Below are 25627 nucleotides of genomic sequence, written 5' to 3' on the forward strand. Positions count from 1 at the left end.
GTCGTAAACGACCCTTTTGTTATCTGTCGCTCCAACGCAGAATTCTCACTTCATTACCCGCTTCGGGTTTTACTGGAATATTGAGTGATAAAAGCAGCGAAACAAGTGCCATTACCGCTCCAATATAAAAAACGCTCGCCGGAGAGATAAGCCAAATTAAACCAAACGTGGCGGGGATGAACACGGCCGCAATATGGTTAATGGTAAAAGAAACTCCCGCTGTAGACGCCATGTCCGCAGGATCTGCAATTTTCTGAAAATAAGTTTTAATCGCCAAGGCCAAGGCAAAAAAGAGGTGGTCAACCACATAAAGTGCCGCCGCCCAATGTGCGTTTTGTACAAGACCGTACCCAACAAAAACAACAATTAACCCCGTGTATTCAAACAGTAACGCTTTACGCTCGCCGACTACACCAATGAACTTACCAATGCGTTTAGCAAACAAAAAGTTGAACAAATAGTTGATCAAAAACAGTAAGGTAATATCGGCCGCTGAATAACCAAATTTCTCCACCATAAGGAAACCAGCGAAAACAGTGAAAATTTGCCTACGCGCACCACTCATGAAGGTCAAGGCGTAATACAGCCAATAACGTTTGCGTAGCACGAGCTTTTTATTTTGTGGCACTTCCGCTTTAAATTCAGGAAAGGCAAAGGCAATGATCAACACCAGCACAAAACCAGCACCGCCAGAAATGACATAGACCCATTTAAAATCGAGCTGAAACACTTCTAACATTACCCACAAAGCACCGTAAGTGATCAGTGATGCAAGTGCTCCAACCGAAATGAGTTTGCCAAGCATTTCTGGCGCTTCATCTTTATTTAACCACTGCAAAGACAAGGATTGTTTAAGCGTTTCAAAGTAGTGGAACCCAGTCGACATCAATAATGTCGTGAGCAGTAACCCGGTTAAAGAAGGGAAAAAACCCGTCATCGCGGTTCCTAACGTCAACATACCCAATGAGATCAGGATAAATCGCTGCTCTCGAATGAACAGTAAAACGAATACGGCGGTGAAGGCTAAAAATCCGGGGATTTCTCGTACACTTTGTAATAAGCCAATGTCTGAACCATCGAAATTCGCTTTTTCAATCACGAAATTATTCAACAGTGCCATCCAACTAGAAAATGCAATCGGCACAATAATGGAGATAATCAATAGGAAATTTTGTGGCGTGCGCCAACCTTGAGAGGCTTTAGGGTACATGAGAGATCCTTATCTATGTTTCAGCGCATCATATACTCAAGTCGCCTTAAAAGGCGAGAGCTCATCACAACAGGAAACAAGGTTAGGGATTAGCACTGCTAAATTACACCGTTCGGGTATAAGATCGACCGAGACACAAATATTGGGATTTAACATGACGATTACGTTCGCAACGATTAATTTATTCAATTATTTAGCTCCGCCGAACGCATATTATCAGTTCGACAATATTTACACGCAAGCAGAGTGGCAGAAAAAAAAGCAATGGTTTAGCCAGAAGATCAAACAGCTGGATGCCGATATCATTGGCTTTCAAGAAGTTTTCAGTTTTGATGAACTGCGCAACCAGATGATGGATTTAGGCTACCCGTATGTGGCCTGTGTAGATGAACCTATCGTCAAAGATGGATACATCTATAGCCATCCGGTTGTAGTAATTGCCTCTCGCTATTCTCTGCGCCAAGTGAGCGCCGTACATGGCACGCTACCAAACCAAGCTGCCCCTTTTTGCTTTAATCGTACACCGTTACACGCTACGGTTTGCCTGCCAATGCTCGGGGATATCGATGTCTATATTGTGCATTTTAAATCTCAACGTCCGGCAGAATCGCCTGCGGCACCTCATCATCTGATCGATGAATGGCAACAAGAAACGCTAGGACGCTGGCTCTCTACTGTTCAGCGAGGCTTTGAAGCAAACCTGACTCACCAATATATCGTCAATACTCAAAAACAAACTGGGCGGCCTTGTGTGCTAATGGGCGATTTTAATAAACCGTTACATCACGAGGAGTTTCAAGGACTACTATCGCAGGCCTTATACCGCAGACCAGAAACACAACAACCGCTGGCTGACTATGCGCTTTACGATGCTTGGGATCTGCATACCGAGAGTGTTGAGCAGCCTCGCAAAGCCACTCATTACGCCGGCTCCACGGGATCTGTACTCGACTATATTCTTCTTTCCGCAGACTTCGCGCCTTTTGTCCAGCCAATGAAAAGCTATATCAGCCACTATACTGTGCTTGATCAACATCTGGTCAACCCGAGCTATGAGCTCGATAACTTTAGTACTGACCATGCACTGGTCGCGGTCACATTAAAAGTAAACACAACACCGAGCTAATGGGTTTGTATGCTACGACTCTCGATGCAATAAATGCTGCCATTCACTGTGTCGATTTAAATAATGCACAACATAACTACAGACAGGTTTAATGGTGTAACCTTGCGCTTCAATTTGCGGTAATACACTCTCCATCATTATTTTTCCGTATCCTTTACCCTGAAGTTCATCCGGTACGCGAGTCGAAGTAATAAACAACACTTCATCCTGTTGTTGGTATGTCACAGTTGCGAATAGATTTCCCTCAAGATGTACTTTATATTGACAATTTTGTATATCATGTTGCACTTCATGAATCATGGTAACGTCCTAATTGATATATAAATCAAATAAATTGATATTCTCAGAATTGAATCTTCCAACATCTACCCCTAGAATTTAAACTATTACAAAAATTAGAATAAAATGCAGCTACTGCATCACGGAGAAAATTAAGATGGAATCGCAGTCGGCAGTGCTGAAAGATGAACAGAACCCAAACCGTTCAACCGAACGTAATAAAACCCTATCGACACTTAATAGTACTGATGCGTTATCTATGGTTGAACACAGTAGCGAACTAACCTTAAGTATAACCACTCCCGTTGGTACGAAATTCCAGTGTAAAACGTCATTTATCGGTACCTACTCTCATTCCCATCTCCTTGTAGAAATTCCTAAAATTTCCGCAGATGATCTCTCTTTTTTCTTCCAAGAAGGTTTTTGGATGAATATCAGAGCTATTTCACCACGTGGCGAAGGAGCTTTAATCCATTTTCGTAGCCAGTTGTTACATGTATTGCAAGAGCCTATACCGCTCGCCATGTTATCTATTCCCAACAGCATGCAAGTGACCCAACTGCGCAAAGAAGCTCGTTACGATGTGAATCTAGCAGGAAAAGCAACGGTAGGAACGCATAAGTCGGATTGTGAGGTAAGAGATCTCTCCAAAAGTGGCTGTCGTTTTGTCACACCTCCTCTTGGGCGTACTTTCCAAGTGGGTGATAAGATTAGTCTCGAATTATTTACTGATCCTCGCAGCAGCCAATTCTTTGCGCCTTTGATGGGTAAAGTTTGTAACTTGCAACGCTCACTGCACTATGCTCGTTACGGAGTGCAGTTTGATGAAGAAGGTGTCAAAAATGCGAAAAGTTTATTAGGTCAACTGAAGTTTGATGGCACCAAATTGACGTTGAAGTAATAAAAACGCCCTGTTAAACAAGTTAAGTCAGGGCGTTTTTACTTTTTACATTGCTTTTAACTGCATTGTTTTTAACCTAGAAAAGAAATATATCCCTGCAAGATAACCAAATTCACAATATCCACAAAGAATGCACCTACGATAGGCACTACCATAAACGCTTGTGGTGATGGCCCATATCGTGTCACCAATGAGCCCATATTCATCACAGCGGTTGGGGTTGCTCCAAGACCAAAACCGCAGTGCCCACCAGCGATCACAGCAGCGTCATAATTTGATCCCATGACTTTAAATGTCACAAAATAAGCAAAAATACCCAACACGACCGATTGCACCGCTAAAATCACCAGAAATGGGACAGCCAAGTCAAAAATATTCCATAACTTTAAACTCATGAGTGCCATTGCAAGAAATAGCGATAGAGAAACGGTGCCTAAGATGTCAACGGTTTCAGCATCAATTTTATGAACTTTCGTCAATTCCAGTATATTGGTAATGAACACACCGATGAAAAGCGCATAGACAAAATCGGGGATCATCAACCATTTGATTTCAAATGCACTTACCCACTGTTCTAAATATTTAGCACCAGTGACACAAATAAGAAGGATGAACAAACCCTCGATCACTTTCTTAGCGGTGACTTTATCTTCTTCATATTCATTGTACGTAACCAGCTCTGGGAACTTATCGTGCGTTTTGGTTCCTCGTCCATACTCAGATTCAAACCCGTTTTTATTAATGAGTTTTTGGGCAACTGGGCTACCGATAATCCCACCAATGATCAAACCAAAGGTCGCTGAGGCCATGGCAATTTCTAGCGTATTGCTAAGCCCATAATTGTCGTTGAATGTTTGAGCCCACGCCGCTCCCGTACCGTGTCCACCCGAGAGGGTAATAGAACCGGCGATCAACCCCATCAGTGGGTCAAGACCAAGAGCCGTCGCTAACGATACACCGACGCCATTTTGGATGATGATATAAAACGAGGCAACAGCGAGGAAAAGAAAGACTTTTGCGCCACCCTTAACCAGTTGAGTGTAATTAGCCGCAAGGCCTACGGTGCTGAAAAACATCAGCATAAAAATATTCTGCAACGGCAATGAGAACTCTAAATCTAAGCCGTAAAAATGTAGAAGAGTGATCGCGAAAGCGACAATTAAGCCACCGACGATGGGCTCAGGAATGTTGAATTTTTCCAAGATAGGCAGTTTTGCGTTAATAAAGTGACCTAAAAAAAGCACGCTAATAGCGATTAAGAAAGACTCAAGGGGCCCAATTGAAATTAAATGGTGCATATAACCTCTTATTACTGCTTCACTCATCTTCCTTAATGAGTTTGGAGATCATCAAAGAAAAGCTTGATAAACTCGAAAAAAATACGATTGATCGATACGGATCATCCTTATGGATATTGTTTATTTTCAATGATATACGATGTTTATTTGATGGGTTTTACGAACGTATGGCCTAACTGGTTTTGCTCGAAAAACATCTTCGCTCACGGCTTTTGATTGTCATTTGCAAACTCTCATTAGACGAGCGAGGAGGCGTATCATACCTAACAGACAAAAAAAGAGCCAACCGCAATGATGCGATTGGCTTATATATAGTGTGAACAAATTCATTCACTAACAACGTCAGTTGGCTAGGTGACCCTCGGCTTTAAGAAGGGTCGAATAGCATTATGCATGAAGTATGCCAACTAAAAAAGGTCTGTTTTTTAGCTGTGCATCGCATTAATTCATCAAAATGTAGTACTTTTTCGCATTACGCAAATTGCATTATGCGAAACGAATGCAAAACAATACTCACCCAGTTGCTATAAAACAAACTAACTTTCTGCGCTTTTTCACCTTAAGCCAGCACCACTCACTCATCTTTTGTACAAGCATTTCTTAGTTATTTCATTATATACTTCCGGCACATACACTTAATCATGCAGATTCAATGAACTATTTCAGTACGTTTTTAAAAGGGATGGCCATGGGCGCCGCCGATGTTGTGCCGGGTGTTTCGGGTGGAACCATTGCATTCATCACTGGTATCTATGACACTTTGCTTGAAAGCATTCGTAGGATTAACCCGAGTTTATTGCGCATAGTCAAACGAGATGGGTTAGCCGCTGCATTTCAACATATTAATGGCTTCTTCTTGATCGCACTGTTTGGGGGGATATTCACAAGTATCCTCTCTTTGGCTAAACTCATTTCTTGGCTGTTAACCACGCATCCTATTCCCATTTGGTCATTCTTCTTCGGTTTAATTCTGGTTTCGGTATTCCATATTGTGAAACAAATTGAGCAATTCAAACTTTCTCGGTTGCTCTTCGCTTTGCTGGGAGTTGCGTTTGCTTACAGCATTACGGTGCTTAACCCAATGCAGATGGAACCAACAGCGCTGAACACAATTCTAGCCGGTGCTATTGCCATCTGCGCCATGATTTTACCGGGAATTTCTGGCAGTTTTATCCTGTTGCTGATTGGTATGTACGCACCGGTACTGGGCGCGGTGAAAGAGATGCAAGCCGATATTTTGGCACTCTTTTTACTCGGATGTATCGGTGGTTTACTGAGTTTTTCTCACGTATTATCTTGGTTACTCAAACAATTTAGAGACTTGACCTTAATTTTTCTTACTGGATTAATGATCGGCACCTTACCCAAAATCTGGCCTTGGAAAGAAACGCTCACTTGGCGAACCAATTCTCACGGCGAGCTCGTTCCTTTGCTACAGCGAAACCTTTCTCCATTCGAATTTGAGTCCATCACTTCACAGCCTTCGCAACTGCTGGTAGCCATTTTATTGATGCTTTGCGCTGTTGCCCTCGTGCTTGGCTTGGAGCAATATGCAAAACATCACGATGTGTAAATCACACCGCATAGCATGAATGAGTAAACGTGGGGAGACTCACCTTTTCTATATTGATTTATTGCACATTTTATCCATTCGTCACCACTGCAAAAAGATAGCTGTGATAACATTCGTGTTTTATAACCGCTTGGATTGTCCCCATGCACAACGCAATCAAAATCGGCGTCTTTGTTCTAGCCCTGCTAGCGGGTTACTTTAGCAGCGATATTTTCAATTGGCTCTCTTCAGCAAACTCTTCTCCAGACATTAATCGATATTGCCAGTTGTCGAGTACCCCTTGTCGACAAGGAGATGTTGTCATGACATTGGCACACGATAAATCTCAACCTTTGGTGGCTAACACTCTGACCGTTGAATGGCCGCAAGCCAATGCAAGTAAACTCACACTCACACTCAATGGGCTAGAGATGGAGATGGGCACCGCTAAATATGTACTGACGCCGCAGGAAGACGGGCTCTACACAGCACAGATTGTACTCCCAGTTTGCACGACTGAAAAAATGACATGGATTGGCGAGCTCTCTGATGGTCGTACCCAAGTATTCCCGGCAATAAGGATGGAAAGATGAGTAAAAATTGGTCTCTGGCATTGGTGGTTGCGTTTGTATTAGGCTTTGGCATAAAAACCTATTTTGATACGCAGCAAAGTATGGATTTAGAGGGCGGTAATAGCTCATCTTCTGAAGTAATTTTATTTGGCAAAGCAAATCAACCCATCTCTATTTTTGATACTAAAGATGAACGCATACGTGTTGTTTACTTCGGCTTTACACGCTGCCCAGATGTCTGCCCAACATCTCTGGCTATGTTAGCAGGTGCACTCAATCAACTAGATGATGTAACCAAAGCAAAGCTGCGCCCTTTATTTATCTCTCTCGATCCAGAGCGTGACGCTGCCGATGCTTCTCATCAATACGCCCAATATTTCCACCCTATGATCGAGGGACTTTCTGCTCCTTTAGACATTACAACACCACTGGCGCATCAGTATGGCGTCATTTTCCGCAAAACCGAATTAAAGAGATCTGAACTGAAATACACATTAGATCACAGCTCCTACTTCTACTTTTTACAACCAGATGGAACATTAATCACTAAAGTTCCACACACGCTTTCACCGGCTCCCATTGTTGAAGCCATCAAAACAATAATGACGTCATCACAAGGAAAATAACATGAAGCTCAATGCTCTTTTTTTAGCAAGCCTTGCCTTTAGCCCACTTGCTTTTGCGAACACAGATATTATGGTACATCACCCTTACGCACGTGCTACCGCACCAACCGCCACCACCAGCGCAGTATTTTCTCAAATCATGAATAAAGGTGAAACGGACCGTTTCATTGTATCGGCCAACACCGATGTGGCAGGGAAAGTTGAGTTGCATGATGTAATCACCGAAGGAGATGTGATGAAAATGCGTCAAGTCACTGAATTTAAAATTCCAGCCAAAGGGCACGTCGAACTCAAACCGGGCGGCTTACACATCATGCTTTTTGATTTGAAGAAACCATTGGTTGAAGGTGAAAAGATTGACGTACAACTGACCTTTGCCAATGGTGAGCAGCAAACCATTACTGCACCAGTAAAAAAAGTGATGAGTGGTATGGCACACCATTAAAAAGAAGAGGGTGAGCGATGTTGGCTTACCCTCTTTTATCATCGCACTAACCGCTCATTGACCAGCCTAATGGCGAGAGCGAGACATCCCGACAAGTGGCTTATCATTCCATCACCACAAATGCTACATTTTATTTACATTTCGCTCAAAATCGATTGCATTTCCACACATTGATTAATTATTTGTGCTGATTATCAATTAATTCTAGACACAATATCCCGCGTAGATATCATTACCCCCTTCAGTGGAGTTCACTGATGTCACTATAACTCTATTTGTCTACCATAACCGATGCTATGGCTTCGTAGTATTTAGGTCATGCAGGATGTAATTCGATTTATTGCAGGGATAACTATGCAAAGCAACAATATTTTCGCCCGTTTTGCGCGTGGCAATTTGGTTCTGCAAATACTCGCCGGTATCGTTCTCGGCGGGATATTAGCAACCCTTTCACCCGATGATGCGAAAAGCGTCGGCCTACTTGGCGACCTTTTCGTTGGCGCACTTAAAGCCGTAGCGCCGATCCTCGTGTTTATTTTGGTCGCCGCGTCCATCGCAAACCAAAAGAAAAACCAACACACTTATATGCGCCCAATCGTGGTGCTTTACCTTTTTGGGACCTTCACCGCCGCTCTTACTGCCGTTGTATTGAGCTTTATCTTCCCTACAACCTTAACATTGGTTGCGGGGGCAGAAGGTGCAACGCCTCCTCAAGGTATCGCTGAAGTGCTTAATACCCTGCTGTTTAAGCTGGTTGATAACCCAGTCAATGCTCTAATGAGTGCAAACTATATTGGCATTCTGGCATGGGCTGTTGGGTTGGGCTTAGCTTTACACCATGCCTCAGCAACAACTAAAGCCGTATTTGAAGATTTAAGCCACGGCGTTTCACAAATTGTGCGTTTTATTATTCGCCTAGCACCGTTTGGTATTTTCGGCTTGGTTGCATCCACGTTTGCCACGACTGGCTTTGAATCTTTGGCTGGTTATGCCAACCTTTTATTCGTATTGCTCAGTGCTATGTTGATCATCGCATTAGTTGTCAACCCAATCATTGTGTACGCGAAAACTCGCCAAAACCCGTATCCATTGGTGTTCCAGTGCTTGCGTGAAAGTGGTGTCACCGCATTTTTTACACGTTCAAGCGCCGCCAACATCCCAGTAAACATGGCATTGTGTGAGAAACTAAAACTGGATGAAGATACTTATTCAGTCTCGATTCCACTCGGTGCGACCATTAATATGGCTGGTGCCGCCATTACTATCACGGTTCTCACCCTAGCTGCAGTAAACACAGTAGGTATTGAAATTGACCTGATGACAGCCTTGCTACTGAGCATCGTTGCTGCTGTTTCTGCATGTGGCGCATCCGGTGTGGCAGGTGGTTCACTGCTGCTGATCCCGCTCGCATGTGGGCTATTTGGCATTTCAAATGACGTAGCAATGCAGGTTGTTGCCGTTGGCTTTATCATAGGCGTGATTCAAGATTCAGCTGAAACAGCGCTCAACAGCTCCACAGATGTTGTCTTCACCGCTGCGGTTTGCCAAGCTGAGCACAATAAATCAGCATAATCATTCGATACACTAAAACCGATACCAACAAAAATCCCCAGTCGATTCGCTGGGGATTTTCATTTCAGAGATTTTTTATTTACAGTGCTTAGCCACTTTATCGATCCAACATTACCTGTCCATTGAAGTATTGGAGAAATCTAATCGCGTTAGAACCTCATGATCATCAGATGGCTTGGATGACAAAAGCTCTTCGGAGGCATCCGCCACTACGCTCAATGAGAGATCGTCTTCATCAGGTAACTCCCCTTTCTCTGGGATAGGGATCCCACGTTTGTAGAGCTTGTTCAGCGCCTTAATAATTGAGTGTTTACTTACAGTACCCGCGCCGATTTTCTTCATGAGTGGTTTGGCCAACGATTGCAACCCCACAACAGAATCGACACCGATACGTGAGCCCACTTGATCTCTTAGCACCTTTGCCGGTTCAAAACCAAAATTAGCCGATAAAAATAACCAAATATAAGCAATAGCATTGCCATTTGAACCTTTATCTATCCAAGCTTCTCCTGCGTGATACATCGCCTCTACATGACCTTTTTCAGAAGCTCGCTCTAACCAATAACAAGCTTTACTGTGGTCCATTGCGACACCAACACCCTTAAGGTAATTCAAGCCTAGTTTCATCTGTCCTATCGGGCTATTTAGCTTCGCGGCTTTGGAATACCAAAATGTTGAATCCGCTGGTGATGGCGCAATATTGTCATGTGAAACACACCAATCCCCCATAAAAATCACAGCGTCGAGCAAATTCGCTTCCGCAGCCTCTTGTACTAACGAGACTCCTTTCGCAGTATTCGCTTCCACGCCACGGCCATGAATATAGGCCATGCCAGTTTCATACTTTGCGGTTAAGTTACCTTCAATGCCTGCAATACAAGTCTGCCAAAACTTCTCTTTTTCCCGCAAAATCAGATCATCTCGAAACTTTTGGCAAATCCGAACAACACCATACATTCCCGTAACATTGTCATAATTTGCCGCTTTGTCATACCAGTACATCGCCTCTTTGAGGTTGGTTCGTTCGGCTTCTTTCGCTAAATACAAAATCGTCGGCACATGGCCTGTTTCGGCCTTAAACAAGCGATCTTGTCTTTCTTGTTCACGTGATTTTTCTATCGCTTTGCGATAAGCGATTTCTCTCTCTTTTCTCTCTTCCTCTAAGCGTTTTTTGCGCAAAGAGAGCGAAAACATCCACACGAAGATAAGGATAAGTGATAACCCGGTTGCGCCTATGGCAATCCCAATAGTGCTCATTGATTCAAATCTTATTTAGCTGATTAACTTCATTATCGACCATTTTTCTCAATCTTTGAAAAAGTCTGACCACATTCATTCTGTCTCGAACCATTTAAAGCATACGAAACAGTCAAATCCGTTCATCCAAAACAGAGAGGCCACTCTATATCTAATGCTCGTGGATTAATTAAGCCACATAGCCTTAGCACTAAGATAGTACCGTACTCTTTTCAAGAGTGTTACGCACAATCACACTAATTGAGGAATAGATTCCGATTTGGGTCAATGAATGAAAAAACGCAGCCAAATCGCTGCGTTCATTCCAGATCAAAAATGAGCCACTCACTTTACTCTCTCATCAAAACCGCGATGGATTGATAAGGCTCGAGTACTAGGTTTTCTTCTAATTTTTCAATCTCTTGATAATTAGAGCTCAAACACTCCACCGCTCTCGATTGAAACTTTTCGGGTATTGTTAAACAAACCGTGGCCGATGAAAAATTACTGACCACGACAATTTGCTCACCTTGGTACTCACGCACATAGCCAAACACTTGGTCATGTTCTTCAAATAAAGGCGTGAACGATCCATAGACGATGGACAGGTGTTTTTTACGCAGTGCAATTAACTTTTTATAGTGATGGTAAATCGATTGTTTATCAGCGAGCGCTTGTTCAACATTGACTTTTAGGTAGTTAGGATTCGCCTCTATCCACGGAGAACCTTGAGTAAATCCGCCGTGTTTATCCGCTGACCATTGCATTGGCGTTCGAGCGTTATCGCGGCTGTTTTGATGAATAGCATTTAGCATATGCTGATGAGAAACGCCCGATTCTGTCTTCACACGATAAAAATTTAACGTCTCGATGTCTCGGTATTGATCGAGAGAATCGAAGGCCACATTCGTCATACCAATCTCTTCGCCTTGATAAATATAAGGCGTGCCTTTCAGAAAGTGTAAGCTCGTTGCCAACATTTTCGCAGATTCAACTCGGTAGCGTTTGTCATCACCATACTTAGATACAGCGCGTGGCAAGTCATGATTATTCCAAAATAATGAATTCCAACCCTGATCGGCAAGCTCAATCTGCCACTTGGTTAATACCTGTTTAAACTGCTTAAGATCTAACGGAATAGGGTTCCATTTGTCACCCTGCTCCCACGTCAAAGTGATGTGTTCAAATTGGAAAACCATCGATAACTCACGACGACTCGGCGCACTGTACAGTTTTGCAATGTCTGGTGTGGCTCCCCAAGTTTCTCCCACGGTCAGCAGATCTTGATTACCAAAGGTGGCGGCATTCATTTGCTGTAATAACGGATGCAAGCGCGGGCCATTACCAGTAATGCCCTTATCAATTTCTTTGCCAATTAAATCAATAACATCCAATCGAAAACCACCAATGCCCTGTTCAATCCACCAGTTCATCATGCTGTGCACTTCTTGCTGCACTTTAGGGTTTTCCCAATTCAGATCTGGCTGACGTTTGGAAAAAAGGTGGAAGTAATATTGCTGCGTTTGCTCATCCCAGTGCCAAGCACTGCCACCAAAAATTGACCCTGTATCATCCGGTACACTGCCATCCGGTTTTGCATCCCGCCAAATGTAGTAATCTCGATACGGATTGTCTCGCGATTGCTTCGCTTGTAAAAACCATTGGTGTTCATCCGATGTGTGATTAACGACAAGATCCATCACTATCTTAATATTGCGTTTTTGTGCTTCGCTCAGTAAACGCTGCATATCTTCCATGGAACCAAACTCTTGAGCTATTGCTTGGTAGTCAGAAATATCATAACCGTTATCATCCATTGGAGATTGATAAACAGGAGATAGCCAAATAACGTTAATGCCTAACTCTGCAAGGTAATCAAGCTTACTAATAATGCCATTTAAATCGCCGATACCATCGTGATTAGAATCGTAAAAACTGCGCGGGTATATTTGGTATACCACAGCGCTATGCCACCATTTGGGTTCCATGATATTTATCTCTGCATTGAATGATCTAGTGAATTCTAAAGTGAGAGAAGTGATAATTCGCTTGTCATCTTTAGTAATCAAAGCTCAGAATTTTGAGACTAGAAAAAGAAAGGCGTCCACATAGGAACGCCAGTAGTACGATCTTTAATTATTTCTCATTCACGGCTTTAACAAAGACTTCTTGTGCTCCATCAATACCTAGCGCTTTGGCTTCATCAAGTAAGCTAAGTGCTTTAGATATATCGTTCGCTTTTACCGCTAATTCAATTACCTGATAGTAATAGCTTTGAGTTTCAGGTAGAACGTTAACAACTTTTAGGGCTGGCACTGGTTTTGGAATATTTGGAGCTGAAGGTGATTTTGACTCACCAAATAAACTGAATGTAGACTTAGTTCTTATTGATACAGAAAGAGTGCCATATTTACTGTGATTCGCGAGAAGGTCATCAATCGCTGGAGGATCATTTCGTTTAGAAATAGCCATCGCTTTTGCTGGATGGATAATAGTAGTCGTCTCTTTTAAATCTTTTGAGGTAGTATAAATAATGACGTGTGCCATAGAAATAGATTCTGGTATATTCAGTTGAATCTCCCCAGATAATACGGCACCTTTAACAAAGTTATTACGATCATAACCAAAGACATCAGATGTGTACTTATGAATTAAATTCATATTTTGATCATATACGTTCACACTTGGTGAAAATACAGAAAGATCTTTAACTGGCGCATTAACCTCGAGAAGAATCGGAATTCCTGGGTTTGGAAACGAAAATCCAGACACAGGACTAGTAAAACCATCCATTTTTAACAACTGGCTTTCCGGAGAAAAAACAAATGAGAACGAACTAGGGATGTTAACAGTATTCCATTTGATGCTTTCAACCCTTGAAACAACCTTAACATCATTGCCTACAACTTCATTTGATACACTTTTCAAAGAAGAGCAACCTGTCAAAAGAGTTAATCCATATAGCACTAACCAGTTTTTTTTATTCATAAAAAGACCTATTCGAAATATGAAAGTAGCCAGCATATTGCTGGCTACTTTAAACTATTCAGACATTAATATGTTAGTCATTACCACCAAGCTTCAACTTGTGCACCAACCATAACATCATTATTTTCTACAGCCATATCACCATCATACATGCTAGCAAATACGCGAATTGCAGGACGAGCCCAGAAGCTTTTACCTGCTTGCCATTGTTGTGCAATAGTCACTTTATTCAGGTCTTGTTTTTCAGCACCCCAATCAGAACCAAAGTCTTGTTGGTAATAACCTACTTCCAATACTGTACTCATAGTTTCAGACCATTTGTATGAAGGACGAACTACAACACTTAAAGCAGTCGCATCTTCAGCATCGCCAGATGCACCTTTGCCTTTATCAAGAAGTTGCGCATAAACTACAGAATAACCAAGATCCCACTTATTACCTTCGATAACACCCCAATCAATCAAGCGAATCGATTTTCGACCTTCCTGACCCATTTCCATATTATATGAGTCACCAAGGTGGTTACCTACAAAGCCAGACCATGCATAACCTTCAGTGTTGTACTGAATCACAGCTTTGTTGAAACCCATACTGTGACCTTGGGTATGCTCGGCAGTGAACGAGAAACCTGCTTTATCTAAACCATAATCACCAGCATTGCCTACATCGGCTTCAATCGCTTTTTCTTGAGCATCTGTATGAGAAGGCTTAGCAGCTAGAAGGATAAACTCCATGCTACCTTTATCATTTGTTTCAATACCTGTTAAACGCAAATCAATTGAATTAGCTGTAGAATATACCTGTGTATTTTCTAAAACTGCTGATTCATCAATAGGCGTACTTGAATCGTCAACGACTGACAATGGAGCTTTCCATTTGTGTTGAACAACAGCTGCATGGAACTGACCAAAACCAACATCAATATTCTCTACACCAATACCATTGCCTGAGTTATTGATATAATACATATCCAAGATATGTATATCTTTGCGACCATAATAACGGTTACCAGCCCAAAGTTTCATACCATTAGACATTGAATAATCAACCCAAGCTTCGCGGAATGCTGCACGTTGTCCATTCCAAGGACTATCAGGATCAACACCGATACTTTGGAAAGAGTTACCACGATAATCTAAGCCGCCATTTTCATAAGTACCGTAAGCAACCAAAGTATGTAAGTTGAAAGAATCTCCTTCTGCACTTTCCCATACTTTGTTTACATTAAGGGAGAGTTCAGCATATACATCACACTCATCACCTAGACGACCAACTGCATGCCCAAATACAGTTGGGCCACCATTACCATAACAGTACTGAGAACCACCGTCAGCGTTGGCACCAAATCCAGCACGCATATAACCATGAAAATCAGTTTCTGCAGCAAAAGCAGAACCTGCTGCTAGAGTAGCAGCCACTGCGGCAGCAATTACACTTACTTTTTTCATTCTTAACTCCATTAAGGACGATTTATATTTATGGAAAATTTTAACTACGGACAGCATTTAAAACTTTCACTCTTCTCCTATTGGAACCTGCAAGGCAGTTGACAGATAGACGCTAAAAGAAGAGGTAAGACGGGACTAAGTCCCCAGTTGTTTCAACGGTGATAAGACTACTAAAGGCGTAATAGGCTTGCTTCCTCCACCTCAAAGTAATTTGGGGGGGAGGAGAAAGGATGAGTAATTTTATAGTATGGCGTTTTTAAAGCACGGATCACGGATTTCAGGGGGAGGAGATCAGTTAATGGTTATAAAATAGAATACAAAATGCCTTATTGATCACTATTTAGGGCCAATAACATCATTAAAATGAAATAAAATTACATTCAAATTTTATTCATTGGGCGCTTGACCTAATATCAACAAAGCTTTTTACTTAAAGCGATGACGTGCAGCAAAATAACAATTAAAGATGCCCATATGAAATGTACTATTTCTAGCCCTTACCCACTCGGTGCAACCCTTGACAACACAGGTTGCAATTTTGCTATTCATGCTCCAGCAAATAAACAGCTTCTACTCGCTCTGTTTGATCAACAGGGAAGTTTCACCACCCACGAGTTAGAGAATGAATATGCGGGCGTGAAGTACACTCATGTGCCAAACATTAAAGCAGGGCAAAAATACGGTTACCTCATTTTAAATGGTGACGAGCCGCACTATATTTCCGACCCCTACGCGAAGGCGATAGATAAAAACTTAGGCTATAAAACACCATTTAGTTCAAAAAAGAGTTTCGAGCTGCCTAAGTGTATCGTGGTTGACGATCAATTCGATTGGCAATCAACTAAAAAGCCACACATACCTCGCGATAAGACTATTTTGTTTGAGACCCATGTCAAAGGAGTGACCAAACTCAATCCACGAGTGCCTAAAGCAGAACAAGGTACTTATTTAGGCTTAATCAGTGAGGAGATGCTGGAGTTTTATCGCAAGCAAAACATCAACACACTACAGCTACTGCCCATCGCGGCTTGTATGCATGAGCCACATTTATTGGATATGGGCAAAGTCAACTATTGGGGATATAACCCCTATCTGTTTATGGTGCCAGATCCACGTTATGCGCAAAAAGATGCGGTAACGGAACTGAAAACGGCTATCAGAGAACTGCATCGTCACGGAATTGAAGTGATACTGGATGTGGTTTATAACCACTCAGCAGAGGGGGGCGAAGATGGGCCTATTTTCAATTTAAAAGCACTCGACCCTAAATATTATCTAAAGCACGGCCAACATTACGCGAATTTTACCGGTTGTGGTAACACCATTGATCTCTCTTATCAACCCGCCCTTAACCTAGTCATGGACACGCTGCGCTACTGGGTTAGCGAATACCAAGTCGATGGTTTTCGTTTTGATTTGGCCGCAACGCTTGGAAGAAATGGCGATAATTTCAGCCCCGATGCTGCGTTCTTTAAAGCGGTGGCGCAAGATCCAACGTTAAAACGAGTTAAATTGATTGCAGAGCCTTGGGATATCGGTCCAAACGGTTACCAAGTAGGCAATTTTCCTTTCGGTTGGAATGAATGTAACGACAAATTACGTGATATCACACGCAGCTTCTGGCGCGGCGATCAAGGCTATTTAAAAGAGTTCGCCACACGCTTAATGGGCTCGCGCGACTTGTACAGTGCCGCCAACTGGCCCTACAAACTGACCGTCAATTACATCACTTATCATGATGGCTTCACCATGCAAGATTTGGTGTCATACAAGCATAAGCACAATGAAGCGAATGGTGAACAAAACCGAGATGGTCACGGTGACAATCGCTCCGACAACTATGGCGTCGAAGGCGAAACAGAGAACATGGTGATAAAAGCAACTCGCGAAAAGCAAAAACGCAATATGATGGCGAGCTTACTTTTTGCTTTTGGCATTCCTCATATTCTCACCGCGGATGTGCTTTCTCATACTCAGCAAGGTAATAACAACGCTTATTGCCAAGACAATGAGATCAGTTGGCTTGACTGGAACATGACCGAACGCAAAAGCTACTTCAAACATTGGTTGAGTCAAATGGTGGCGGCAAGACACCTTTATATGGTGCCCTTTATTCGTGCTTTTAGTGGTGAGGAACGTAATGCCAACCGCGTATTCTGGCGACGCGTGGATGGCACACTGATGGAACATGATGATTGGAACCGCTTAAGTTCTGTGGCATTGCAGATGGGCATTGGATCGGATGGGGCTGAAATGCTCTATTTGATCAACCAAACCAACGCACCCGCTCGTTTTACTCTACCTAAAGATCGTAACCAAAACTGGGAAGTGATATGCGATACCAATTTACGTAACGTACAACCCGGCCATGCAGAAGGGGAGTTGTTACAGTCGCCCATATCAATGACAATTTTGCACTACCAACCTGAAGTATAAAATTAAGTGCTGTACATCACTACCGATAAGCAAAGAGATTACCAATAAACAAAGAGGCCCAATTGGCCTCTTTCTCTTCTCTTTCTCTAATTTTTGCTTTCAAAACATTACAAGAATGCTTTGAAAGGCAGCTCTGGTTCATCGACAAAAATGTCTTTAAAGCCTCTGAAATGCTGGTAATGCATACGTCCTTTGTCGGTTGGGTAGGTGTATTTTCCACCCACTTGCCAAAAGAATGGCGCAAAACCGTATTGCAGACGATCTTTTTTCATTTGCCACAATACTTCAATTTCACGCGGGTCATTTTGGAAGTTAGCCCAAATATCGTGATGGAATGGGATCACCACTTCACAATCTAACGCCTCGCCTGCGCGCAAAATATCAGATGCAGTCAGCTTATCTGTGATGCCTCGTGGGTTTTCACCGTATGAGAGCAGCGCTACATCAATCTTGTAGTCATTACCATGCTTGGCATAGTAGTTCGAATAATGCGAATCACCTGAATGGTAGATTGAGCCACCGGAGGTTTCCAATAAGTAGTTGACCGCGCGATCATCCATACCATCAAGAATCCCCTTATCATAAGATGAAACACCTTTAGGCAGCGTAATCAACGCAGTGCGATCAAAAGAGTCCAGCACTCGGATGCTGATATCGCCGACTTCAATGCAATCACCCACTTTCGCCACAATGCAGCGCTCACTCGGTACTCCCCAGCCTTGCCACAGGTCAACGCAAGCTTGTGGCCCAATAAATTTCACATGCTCACCACAGTTTTGCAGCACAGCCGCTGCGACATTAATATCGATATGATCAGCGTGATCATGCGTCGCCAGCACGGCATCTATCTCTTTGATGCCAAATGGGTCCAACACAAAAGGAGACGTTCTTAAGTTGGGTTGCAGTTCACGAACGCCCCCCATACGCATCATCTGATGCTGTTGATTCATCAAGGCATTTTTTTGTGTTTTCTTACCCGTCCCACACCAAAAATCGATCGAAAGATTGGTATTACCGGCACTTTTTAGCCAAATGCCTGTACAACCAAGCCACCACATAGCAAAGGTGTTAGCTTCCACTTCGGTCTTTTCTATCTCTTCATTCAGCCAAGTTCCCCACTCAGGAAACGTACTGAGAACCCATGAATCGCGTGTGATTTCATCAATTTTACTCATAGCAACACCTTTTATTTCACGATCAGTTAGACAAATTTTGGATGTAGGGAGCCAAGCGTCTTAACCAAAGGTGAAGACACTGAGCCTGTGTTTATTATTAGAATGTGTAGAGCGAAGTGCTTTCTATACCAGAATCACTTCTGTCCCCTGCTGTTGTAGCGCTTGGATAACTTGCGGATCGGCGGCTTTGCCAGTGATAACAATATCAACCTTGCTGGCGGGGCAAAATAGCATGCCCGTACGCTGCCCAACTTTAGAACTATCCACTACCACCACTAACTTACCGATTTGCTCTAGCATCTGTTGCTCGGCAACGGCGGTGAGCATATCGGTTTTGTATAGGCCATTTTCCGTCAGCCCTTTGCCACTGGTGAACATCCAATGTCCGGCATAACCACCTAACGAATCAGGGGCGGGGTTGAGGAAAATGTTTTGTGCTTTGTTGTACTGCCCACCAATGATGATCACATCGTCGTGATCTTCATTGATAAGATAACTGGCCAGTGGGAAATAGTTAGTCACGATTTGAACATCTTGACCACACAACTCTTTACCGAGCAAGAAGGCGGTCGAACCACAGTTAATTACCACACTGTCACCTGGATTGCAGAGCTTAGCCGCAGCCATGGCAATCTGTGATTTTTCATGGAAATGATCCGTACTGTCGATATTTAACGGCGTCCACGCTCGCTTTCTAATCTCTAAACGTTCAGCACCATTGCGAACTTTCTTTAGCTTACCTAGCTCATCTAACTTAGAAATATCGCGGCGTGCCGTTGCTGGTGACACGTTAAATTTCTCAATAATATGCGTGACGTTGATGGTGTGCATATTGTCTAGCAAAGACAGTATCTCGTTATGTCTTTGTACTTCGTTCATGGTTATCACCTTATCTTTTCATCAAGTGATTACTTGGTGATTATTTATGATTTGTTTTGATTCTATTTCTCATCCATCACAATGTCAAACACTGGACGAACAAAACTTCCCTCTCGCTCACAATAAAACCTAACCAATTGATTTTATTTGAAATAAAATTTTAACTGTGACTTGAGTATCAAATAATGTCTCCATTTGGCGAAGAAATTGATAAAAATCAAAATAATCACAAATGAGCATTGAATGATTACTTTTGATTGGTAAAGTCTATTTCGTGAGCAAAACAGGATTGAAATCGGCATCACCTTGCTGATTCACTCTGACCTACACCCAGCTTCGAGTAAGACGGGAATACACATAACGATAAATAGAGAATCAAGGGGTAAAGATATGCAGTTCATCTACGATATCTTCTACATTTTTTATAGCCAAGTAATGACTAAAGCACCTTTGCTGCTGGGCTTAGTCACCCTTATCGGTTACTGGTTATTAAGAAGAGATACCACCACCATCATTAAAGGGTCGATCAAAACCATCGTCGGCTTTATGTTGGTACAGGTGGGTGCAGGGACCTTAGTGGCAGGCTTTAAGCCTGTGATTGAGAAATTATCGGAATATCATGGTTTAACTGGCTCGGTTATCGACCCGTACACCTCAATGATGGCCACCATGGAAATCATGGGGGATGATTATTCTTGGGTTGGTTATACCGTACTACTGGCACTGGCGATCAACATCTTGCTCGTTTTGCTGCGCCGCTACACAGGCATTCGCACCATCATGCTAACGGGGCATATTATGTTCCAACAGGCAGGGTTAATTGCGGTGTTCTACCTTGTGCTGGGCGCAAGCATGTGGGAAACCATCCTTTATTCGGCTGTTTTGATGGCGCTCTACTGGTCTATCTCCTCCAACATTATGTTCAAACCCACCGAAGCCGTCACGGGTGGAGCCGGTTTCTCCATCGGCCACCAGCAACAAGTCGCGTCTTGGATTGCAGTTAAGATTGCCCCCAAATTGGGCGACAAAAACGAGAGTGTCGACCACCTTGAGCTGCCTAAATGGTTGCACATTTTCCACGACAGTATTGCCGCAACCGCGATTGTGATGACGCTATTTTTCGGCATTATTTTGCTCTCATTTGGTTTAGACAACCTGCAAGCAATGGCGGGAAAAACCCATTGGTCTATCTACATTCTGGAAACTGGCCTTAAATTTGCGGTAGCGATTCAAGTTATCGTAGCGGGTGTGCGTATGTTCGTTGCCGAACTGTCTGAAGCCTTTAAAGGTATCTCAGAGCGCGTCATTCCTAACGCGGTTTTAGCCATTGACTGCGCCGCTATCTACGCGTTCTCACCTAACGCCATGGTGTTTGGTTTTATGTGGGGCGCGATTGGTCAATTTACCGCGGTGCTGGCCATGCTCGCTTTTGATGCACCGATCATGATCATTCCCGGCTTTATCCCGATGTTCTTCTCCAACGCAACCATTGGTGTTTTTGCCAACCACTTTGGCGGCTGGCGCGCGGTCATGAAGATCTGTTTTGTGATGGGTATCATCGAAGTCGTTGGCTCAGCATGGGCCATTCACATCTTCAACCAATACGGCACCGAATTCAGTGGCTGGATGGGCATGGCCGACTGGGCGTTAGTCTTCCCGCCAATCATGCAAGGCTTATCCGTCTCAAAACTGTTCTTCTTTGTACTGATTGCATTGGCTGGTGTGTACATGTTCTTTGCCTCTAAAAAACTGCGTGAAGAGGAAGATGCACAAGGTTTGGTGAACATCAGTGACGAGCCAGACGTCATCGCCGCCGTCGAACAAGCACTGAAAGTCAGTGATGGCGTGCGCCCGGTCAGCATTTTAGCCGTGTGTGGTAATGGGCAAGGCTCCTCAATGATGATGAAGATGAAAATCGGTAAGTATCTAGAGAAGAAAGGCATTCCACACGTGATGGATTCCTGTGCAGTGTCTGATTATAAATCTAAGCTCGCCACCACCGACATCATCGTCTCATCAAAACATCTCTCTGGTGAGATGGAGCCCGGAGAAGGCAAATTTGTGCTCGGCGTACAAAACATGCTGAATCCGAACTCTTTTGGTGATGAGCTGCTCGATATCATCGATAAAAACTTTGTCACTTTGAAATAGCTATTTACTACAAAACGATAAGTACAAAAACAACAATAGGTGCCAGACGCACTGGCACCCACTCTGGAGATAGAACCATGGGACTGAAACAATCACTGATCGACAATGACTCCATTCAATTAAATGCACAGGCGAGCACTTGGCAAGAGGCGATCAAAATCGGTACGGATAGGCTGATCAAATCAGGAGCCATCCACCCCTGCTATCACGATGCCATCATCAGCAGCGTTGAACAATTAGGCCCGTATATCGTCATCGCGCCTAATCTTGCCCTGCCTCATGCTCGTCCTGAAAATGGCGTGATCAGAACCGCCTTTGCTTTAGTGACGCTGCAAACGCCTGTCTATTTTGACGGCGAAGATGAACCGGTCGATGTGCTGATCACCTTAGCGGGCAGCTCGTCTGATCAGCATATGGAAGGATTAATGGAAGTAACCCAAGTGCTGGATGATGAAGAGAGCGAGACTGGCGTTGATCTCGATAAACTGCGCCGTTGTCATACCGCGCAGGATGTTTACCAAGTGATTGATGAAGCGTTAGCGGCGCAATTGGTCGAGTGAGGATGTCATGTATAGCGAACTAAAACAGCGAGTATTTGCGGCAAATCTTAAGCTTCCCCAATACGGTTTAGTCACTTTCACTTGGGGCAATGTATCAGAAATAGACCGCGAGAAGGGCGTCATCGCCATCAAACCTTCAGGCGTAGAATACGATGTGATGAAAGTCGATGACATGGTGATCGTTGATCTTAACGGCGCGATTGTGGAAGGCACACTTAATCCATCCAGTGATACCGCCACTCACCTCGAACTCTATAAAGCTTATCCAGAGATTGGCGGAGTGGTACACACCCATTCGCGCAGTGCCACTATTTGGGCGCAAGCGGGCATTGACATTCCTGCTTTAGGAACCACTCACGCCGATTATTTTTACGGTGACATCCCCTGCACACGCAAACTTTCTTGCGATGAAATCGCTGGCCAGTATGAGAAAAATACCGGCCTTGTGATCATCGAAGAGTTCAAACATCGTCGCATTGATCCGATGGCGGTGCCAAGTGTGATTGTCGCCGGGCACGCTCCTTTCTCTTGGGGCAAAGATGCTAACGATGCCGTTCATAACGCTGTCGTCTTGGAAGAGATTTCCGCCATGGCGCTGGCGACTCGTTCACTCAACAGTGGCATCAAAATTCAACCGGAATTATCCGATAAACACTATCAACGTAAGCATGGTGATAACGCTTACTACGGCCAAAGGTAGCGGCTATGTATAAAGTTCTCGCGCTCGACCTTGATGGCACGGTGTTGACTGATGAACACACCATTCATCCTCAGCTAAAGCGAGCGATTCAACAGGCGCAGCAACACTGCCACGTGGTGATCGTGACAGGCCGTCACCACACGGCGGCTAAACCCTATTATCAAGAATTGGGGCTTACAACCCCCATCATCTGCTGTAACGGCACTTATGTGTATGACTACCAAAATGAAAAAGTGCTCAAGCACAATGCCATCACCAAGCAAGATGCATTGACCTTTCTCGCTTTGGCTAAAGAGTTTCAAATGAAACTGGTGATGTATGTGACCGACGCGATGACCTATTCCAAGCGTAGCCCAATCGCCTACATGCAAGCGTTGGAAAAATGGGCTAACCAGTACCCACCAACAGCACAGCCCAAAATCGAGCAAATTGACTCGTTTCGTCACCGCGTCGAGCAAGAAACGTTTATTTGGAAATTTGTGGTTGAAGGGCTACCGAGTTCCGTTGAACGTCTTGCCCAACAAGCTTGGGTACAAGAAACATTCAACGGTGAGCGTTCATGGTCGAATCGCATCGACTTTGCTGCCAAAGGCAACAGTAAAGGTCAGCGCTTGGCTGAATATGTGCAATCACTTGGCTACCACGCTAATCACGTGTTGGCTGTCGGCGATAACCATAACGACATTTCAATGCTCGACTACGCTGGGCTCGGTGTGGCGATGCTCAATGCCGACGATACGGTGAAATCCCACGCCAAACTGATTTGTACAACCGATAACAATCACGACGGGCTCGCCCGTTTGATCCGTGACAAAATTCAAGGATAACTCTCATGACTAAACCAATGATCCAAATCGCTCTCGACCAAACTGACCTTATTTCTGCCATCGAAGTGGCAAAAAACGTAGCAAGCTTTGTGGATGTCATCGAAGTCGGCACCATCCTCGCCTTTGCTGAAGGCATGAAGGCCGTCAAAACGTTACGCCATAATCACCCTGACCATATTCTAGTGTGCGATATGAAAACCACCGATGGCGGCGCTATTTTAGCGCGAATGGCATTTGAAGCTGGCGCGGATTGGATCACCGTTTCTGCCGCAGCGCATATCGCCACCATCAGTGCGTGTAAGAAAGTCGCCGATGAACTGGATGGCGAAATCCAAATCGAAATTTACGGTAACTGGACCTTTGCTGATGCACAAGCGTGGATTGACCTTGGTATCACTCAAGCCATTTATCACCGTTCAAGAGATGCCGAACTGGCCGGTATTGGTTGGACAAGCGAAGATGTTGAGAAGATGCGAACTCTATCCGATATGGGGCTTGAACTTTCCATCACAGGTGGCATCGTGCCAGAAGATCTCTATTTATTTGAAGGCATTAAGGCCAAAACCTTCATTGCGGGGCGTGCATTGGTCGGTGAAAAAGGTCGCGTCACTGCCGAAGCACTGCGCAGTCAAATCGATCGTTTTTGGTGCTAGGAGGCCGTATGTATCAACATTTGCCACGCCAACGTATCGGGTTGTATGAAAAAGCGCTCCCCAATCATTTCAGTTGGGAAGAAAAGCTCGCCACAACGAAAGAGCTGGGGTTTGATTTTTTAGAGATATCCGTCGATGAGTCGGATGAACGTCGTCAACGCTTAGACTGGGATGATGCAACCATCTATCAGCTACGAAGATGGTGTGAGCAATACCAAATCCCGCTACAATCGATGTGCCTAAGTGCACACCGCAAGTTTCCTTTTGGCTCGTCAGACCCCGCCATTAGAGAGCAAGCCATTCTGCACATGGAGAAAGCGATTACCTTAGCTTACAAACTGGGCATTCGCACCATCCAACTCGCAGGCTATGATGTCTATTACGAACCCGCTAATAAAGAAACTCATCAACGTTTCATTGAAGGCATGCAGCTTGCCGCCAAATTGGCCGAGCGTGCTGGCGTAATGCTGGCAGTGGAGATCATGGATACCAGCTATCTTAATTCACTCAGTAAGTTCGAAATTCTAAAGCGGCAAGTACCCTCCCCCTATTTTATGGCGTATCCAGATGTAGGCAACATTTCAGGTTGGAACTACGATGTGTGTACTGAATTGGCACTTGGTATGCCACACATTACTCAGATCCACCTTAAAGATACTCATTGCGTCACCTCTAGTTCCACGGGCCAATTTCGAGACTTGGTGATTGGTGAAGGAGAAGTCAATTTCGATGCTATTTCCCAAACGCTGAAAGAGGCAAACTGTGTTGTACCTATGGTGATCGAAATGTGGGCGCAAGATGAACATTGGAAACACAATATTCGTGTTGCGCAACATCGGCTAAATCAAGCCTGCGATGCCGCTGATTCGCCTCGTTTATTCAACCTATAGCTCATTTATTCAACCTATAAATTGTGCTCGGGTGCATCTTTTATGCATCCTTCATCCTCATATTGGATAATGCCGCGCCCTCTCCCCCGTGAGCGCGGTAGCT

23 protein-coding genes are annotated in these 25627 nt (G+C 43.9%); 14 read left to right on the top strand and 9 right to left on the bottom strand.

Going from position 1 to position 25627, the window contains the following annotated elements:
* Positions 1 to 19 precede the first annotated feature (19 nt).
* Positions 20 to 1210 (bottom strand): MFS transporter, encoded by a 1191-nt coding sequence (locus AACT18_RS15585; RefSeq protein WP_094125047.1) that lies wholly within the window; start codon positions 1208 to 1210, stop codon positions 20 to 22.
* Between AACT18_RS15585 and AACT18_RS15590 the strand changes: the two genes are divergently transcribed.
* The gene (locus AACT18_RS15590; protein WP_094143602.1) at positions 1209 to 2336 is read left to right on the top strand and encodes an endonuclease/exonuclease/phosphatase family protein; all 1128 of its coding nucleotides are present in this window, start codon (positions 1209 to 1211) and stop codon (positions 2334 to 2336) included. The genes AACT18_RS15585 and AACT18_RS15590 overlap by 2 nt on opposite strands.
* A gap of 12 nt (positions 2337 to 2348) precedes the next feature.
* On the opposite strand, the gene AACT18_RS15595 is transcribed toward AACT18_RS15590, so the two are convergent.
* Positions 2349 to 2636 carry a GNAT family N-acetyltransferase gene (locus AACT18_RS15595; RefSeq protein ID WP_013868360.1) on the bottom strand — a complete coding sequence of 96 codons (288 nt, stop codon included), beginning with the start codon at positions 2634 to 2636 and terminating at the stop codon, positions 2349 to 2351.
* A 136-nt stretch (positions 2637 to 2772) separates the two neighbouring features.
* Between AACT18_RS15595 and AACT18_RS15600 the strand changes: the two genes are divergently transcribed.
* Complete coding sequence (locus tag AACT18_RS15600; RefSeq protein ID WP_013868359.1) at positions 2773 to 3516, top strand: flagellar brake protein; 744 nt, start codon at positions 2773 to 2775, stop codon at positions 3514 to 3516.
* Between the two features lie 71 nt (positions 3517 to 3587).
* On the opposite strand, the gene gltS is transcribed toward AACT18_RS15600, so the two are convergent.
* A complete protein-coding gene (gene gltS, locus AACT18_RS15605) occupies positions 3588 to 4814 on the bottom strand; it encodes a sodium/glutamate symporter (protein ID WP_026028168.1) in 1227 nt (408 codons plus the stop codon).
* 652 nt (positions 4815 to 5466) lie between these two features.
* Here gltS and AACT18_RS15610 point away from each other — a divergent pair.
* The 5 genes from AACT18_RS15610 (at position 5467) to sstT (ending at position 9581) form a co-directional block, all read left to right on the top strand.
* Complete coding sequence (locus AACT18_RS15610; RefSeq protein ID WP_094124623.1) at positions 5467 to 6387, top strand: DUF368 domain-containing protein; 921 nt, start codon at positions 5467 to 5469, stop codon at positions 6385 to 6387.
* Between the two features lie 143 nt (positions 6388 to 6530).
* Complete coding sequence (locus tag AACT18_RS15615) at positions 6531 to 6959, top strand: hypothetical protein (RefSeq protein WP_019282478.1); 429 nt, start codon at positions 6531 to 6533, stop codon at positions 6957 to 6959.
* The gene (locus AACT18_RS15620) at positions 6956 to 7564 is read left to right on the top strand and encodes an SCO family protein (RefSeq protein WP_094124624.1); all 609 of its coding nucleotides are present in this window, start codon (positions 6956 to 6958) and stop codon (positions 7562 to 7564) included. Before AACT18_RS15615 ends, AACT18_RS15620 begins: the two co-directional genes overlap by 4 nt.
* Position 7565: 1 nt before the next feature.
* The gene (locus tag AACT18_RS15625) at positions 7566 to 8009 is read left to right on the top strand and encodes a copper chaperone PCu(A)C (protein ID WP_017048143.1); all 444 of its coding nucleotides are present in this window, start codon (positions 7566 to 7568) and stop codon (positions 8007 to 8009) included.
* A gap of 354 nt (positions 8010 to 8363) precedes the next feature.
* On the top strand, positions 8364 to 9581 hold the full coding sequence (sstT, locus tag AACT18_RS15630; protein WP_026028166.1) for a serine/threonine transporter SstT: 1218 nt from the start codon (positions 8364 to 8366) through the stop codon (positions 9579 to 9581).
* 111 nt (positions 9582 to 9692) lie between these two features.
* Here sstT and AACT18_RS15635 read toward each other — a convergent pair whose 3' ends face one another.
* The 4 genes from AACT18_RS15635 to AACT18_RS15650 form a co-directional block, all read right to left on the bottom strand.
* A complete protein-coding gene (locus AACT18_RS15635; RefSeq protein ID WP_094124625.1) occupies positions 9693 to 10838 on the bottom strand; it encodes a tetratricopeptide repeat protein in 1146 nt (381 codons plus the stop codon).
* Positions 10839 to 11167: 329 nt separating this feature from the next.
* Positions 11168 to 12805 carry a glycoside hydrolase family 13 protein gene (locus AACT18_RS15640; protein ID WP_094124626.1) on the bottom strand — a complete coding sequence of 546 codons (1638 nt, stop codon included), beginning with the start codon at positions 12803 to 12805 and terminating at the stop codon, positions 11168 to 11170.
* 148 nt (positions 12806 to 12953) lie between these two features.
* Complete coding sequence (locus AACT18_RS15645) at positions 12954 to 13805, bottom strand: MalM family protein (RefSeq protein WP_094124627.1); 852 nt, start codon at positions 13803 to 13805, stop codon at positions 12954 to 12956.
* 80 nt (positions 13806 to 13885) lie between these two features.
* A complete protein-coding gene (locus AACT18_RS15650) occupies positions 13886 to 15253 on the bottom strand; it encodes a carbohydrate porin (protein ID WP_094124628.1) in 1368 nt (455 codons plus the stop codon).
* A gap of 438 nt (positions 15254 to 15691) precedes the next feature.
* Between AACT18_RS15650 and glgX the strand changes: the two genes are divergently transcribed.
* Positions 15692 to 17689 carry a glycogen debranching protein GlgX gene (gene glgX, locus AACT18_RS15655; RefSeq protein ID WP_094124629.1) on the top strand — a complete coding sequence of 666 codons (1998 nt, stop codon included), beginning with the start codon at positions 15692 to 15694 and terminating at the stop codon, positions 17687 to 17689.
* A 107-nt stretch (positions 17690 to 17796) separates the two neighbouring features.
* On the opposite strand, the gene ulaG is transcribed toward glgX, so the two are convergent.
* Positions 17797 to 18864 (bottom strand): L-ascorbate 6-phosphate lactonase, encoded by a 1068-nt coding sequence (ulaG, locus tag AACT18_RS15660; protein ID WP_013868344.1) that lies wholly within the window; start codon positions 18862 to 18864, stop codon positions 17797 to 17799.
* Between the two features lie 123 nt (positions 18865 to 18987).
* Positions 18988 to 19743: an HTH-type transcriptional regulator UlaR gene (gene ulaR, locus AACT18_RS15665; RefSeq protein ID WP_094124630.1), complete on the bottom strand. Its 756-nt coding sequence runs from the start codon at positions 19741 to 19743 to the stop codon at positions 18988 to 18990.
* Between the two features lie 390 nt (positions 19744 to 20133).
* On the opposite strand from ulaR, the gene AACT18_RS15670 reads away from it, so the two are divergent.
* The 6 genes from AACT18_RS15670 to AACT18_RS15695 all read left to right on the top strand — a co-directional run bounded on the left by AACT18_RS15670 (position 20134) and on the right by AACT18_RS15695 (position 25524).
* A complete protein-coding gene (locus AACT18_RS15670; RefSeq protein WP_094124631.1) occupies positions 20134 to 21894 on the top strand; it encodes a PTS ascorbate-specific subunit IIBC in 1761 nt (586 codons plus the stop codon).
* Between the two features lie 77 nt (positions 21895 to 21971).
* On the top strand, positions 21972 to 22454 hold the full coding sequence (locus tag AACT18_RS15675) for a PTS sugar transporter subunit IIA (RefSeq protein ID WP_019282359.1): 483 nt from the start codon (positions 21972 to 21974) through the stop codon (positions 22452 to 22454).
* 7 nt (positions 22455 to 22461) lie between these two features.
* Complete coding sequence (locus tag AACT18_RS15680) at positions 22462 to 23154, top strand: L-ribulose-5-phosphate 4-epimerase (RefSeq protein ID WP_013868339.1); 693 nt, start codon at positions 22462 to 22464, stop codon at positions 23152 to 23154.
* Between the two features lie 5 nt (positions 23155 to 23159).
* Entirely contained in the window at positions 23160 to 23981 is an 822-nt protein-coding gene (locus AACT18_RS15685; protein ID WP_094125794.1) for a pyridoxal phosphatase, read from the top strand.
* A gap of 5 nt (positions 23982 to 23986) precedes the next feature.
* Positions 23987 to 24634: a 3-keto-L-gulonate-6-phosphate decarboxylase UlaD gene (locus tag AACT18_RS15690; protein WP_010316854.1), complete on the top strand. Its 648-nt coding sequence runs from the start codon at positions 23987 to 23989 to the stop codon at positions 24632 to 24634.
* 8 nt (positions 24635 to 24642) lie between these two features.
* A complete protein-coding gene (locus AACT18_RS15695; protein ID WP_026027146.1) occupies positions 24643 to 25524 on the top strand; it encodes an L-ribulose-5-phosphate 3-epimerase in 882 nt (293 codons plus the stop codon).
* Positions 25525 to 25627 lie beyond the last annotated feature (103 nt).

This window comes from Vibrio sp. V04_P4A5T148, from assembly GCF_963875605.1.
GTDB classification, from domain to species: domain Bacteria; phylum Pseudomonadota; class Gammaproteobacteria; order Enterobacterales; family Vibrionaceae; genus Vibrio; species Vibrio anguillarum.

What these genes read in the sequence shown, in the direction of transcription:
- AACT18_RS15680 (WP_013868339.1), top strand. Translation starts at nt 22,462, where the DNA reads ATGTATAGCGAACTAAAACAGCGAGTATTTGCGGCAAATCTTAAGCTT.
- AACT18_RS15640 (WP_094124626.1), bottom strand. Translation starts at nt 12,805, where the DNA reads ATGGAACCCAAATGGTGGCATAGCGCTGTGGTATACCAAATATACCCG.
- AACT18_RS15590 (WP_094143602.1), top strand. Translation starts at nt 1,209, where the DNA reads ATGAGAGATCCTTATCTATGTTTCAGCGCATCATATACTCAAGTCGCC.
- AACT18_RS15645 (WP_094124627.1), bottom strand. Translation starts at nt 13,805, where the DNA reads ATGAATAAAAAAAACTGGTTAGTGCTATATGGATTAACTCTTTTGACA.
- AACT18_RS15695 (WP_026027146.1), top strand. Translation starts at nt 24,643, where the DNA reads ATGTATCAACATTTGCCACGCCAACGTATCGGGTTGTATGAAAAAGCG.
- AACT18_RS15690 (WP_010316854.1), top strand. Translation starts at nt 23,987, where the DNA reads ATGACTAAACCAATGATCCAAATCGCTCTCGACCAAACTGACCTTATT.
- sstT (WP_026028166.1), top strand. Translation starts at nt 8,364, where the DNA reads ATGCAAAGCAACAATATTTTCGCCCGTTTTGCGCGTGGCAATTTGGTT.
- ulaG (WP_013868344.1), bottom strand. Translation starts at nt 18,864, where the DNA reads ATGAGTAAAATTGATGAAATCACACGCGATTCATGGGTTCTCAGTACG.
- AACT18_RS15675 (WP_019282359.1), top strand. Translation starts at nt 21,972, where the DNA reads ATGGGACTGAAACAATCACTGATCGACAATGACTCCATTCAATTAAAT.
- AACT18_RS15585 (WP_094125047.1), bottom strand. Translation starts at nt 1,210, where the DNA reads ATGTACCCTAAAGCCTCTCAAGGTTGGCGCACGCCACAAAATTTCCTA.
- AACT18_RS15620 (WP_094124624.1), top strand. Translation starts at nt 6,956, where the DNA reads ATGAGTAAAAATTGGTCTCTGGCATTGGTGGTTGCGTTTGTATTAGGC.
- AACT18_RS15650 (WP_094124628.1), bottom strand. Translation starts at nt 15,253, where the DNA reads ATGAAAAAAGTAAGTGTAATTGCTGCCGCAGTGGCTGCTACTCTAGCA.
- AACT18_RS15615 (WP_019282478.1), top strand. Translation starts at nt 6,531, where the DNA reads ATGCACAACGCAATCAAAATCGGCGTCTTTGTTCTAGCCCTGCTAGCG.
- AACT18_RS15600 (WP_013868359.1), top strand. Translation starts at nt 2,773, where the DNA reads ATGGAATCGCAGTCGGCAGTGCTGAAAGATGAACAGAACCCAAACCGT.
- gltS (WP_026028168.1), bottom strand. Translation starts at nt 4,814, where the DNA reads ATGCACCATTTAATTTCAATTGGGCCCCTTGAGTCTTTCTTAATCGCT.
- glgX (WP_094124629.1), top strand. Translation starts at nt 15,692, where the DNA reads ATGACGTGCAGCAAAATAACAATTAAAGATGCCCATATGAAATGTACT.
- ulaR (WP_094124630.1), bottom strand. Translation starts at nt 19,743, where the DNA reads ATGAACGAAGTACAAAGACATAACGAGATACTGTCTTTGCTAGACAAT.
- AACT18_RS15635 (WP_094124625.1), bottom strand. Translation starts at nt 10,838, where the DNA reads ATGAGCACTATTGGGATTGCCATAGGCGCAACCGGGTTATCACTTATC.
- AACT18_RS15625 (WP_017048143.1), top strand. Translation starts at nt 7,566, where the DNA reads ATGAAGCTCAATGCTCTTTTTTTAGCAAGCCTTGCCTTTAGCCCACTT.
- AACT18_RS15670 (WP_094124631.1), top strand. Translation starts at nt 20,134, where the DNA reads ATGCAGTTCATCTACGATATCTTCTACATTTTTTATAGCCAAGTAATG.
- AACT18_RS15685 (WP_094125794.1), top strand. Translation starts at nt 23,160, where the DNA reads ATGTATAAAGTTCTCGCGCTCGACCTTGATGGCACGGTGTTGACTGAT.
- AACT18_RS15610 (WP_094124623.1), top strand. Translation starts at nt 5,467, where the DNA reads ATGAACTATTTCAGTACGTTTTTAAAAGGGATGGCCATGGGCGCCGCC.
- AACT18_RS15595 (WP_013868360.1), bottom strand. Translation starts at nt 2,636, where the DNA reads ATGATTCATGAAGTGCAACATGATATACAAAATTGTCAATATAAAGTA.